1 protein-coding gene is annotated in these 207 nt (G+C 71.0%); it reads left to right on the top strand.

Annotation, left to right across the window (positions count from 1 at the left end):
* Positions 1-20: 20 nt before the first annotated feature.
* A partial coding sequence (locus ACM0OY_RS40740; RefSeq protein WP_414574356.1) for a hypothetical protein occupies positions 21-207 on the top strand: 187 nt, incomplete at its 3' end.

Below are 207 nucleotides of genomic sequence, written 5' to 3'. Positions count from 1 at the left end.
AAGGGGTTCGCCGGGCGCGGTTGCGGGCCGAACAGGCGGACCTGCGACTGTGGGTCCGGGCGCCGGGCGACCCGGAAGGCGTCGCCGCCGACTATGCCCAATCGGGCGACCTGGTGATCGCCAACAAGGCGGATGTCGGCACAGTCACCGCGACCAGAGGTCTGGACAGTCTGACCGTCAGCACCCAGACCGGGCAGGGCCTGTCCG

This window comes from Nostoc sp. CCY 9925 (genome assembly GCF_963920935.1).
Lineage (GTDB): Bacteria > Cyanobacteriota > Cyanobacteriia > Cyanobacteriales > Nostocaceae > Nostoc.
The sequence above is the reverse complement of the archived record's forward strand: the minus strand, read 5'-3'. Positions and strand labels throughout refer to the sequence as shown.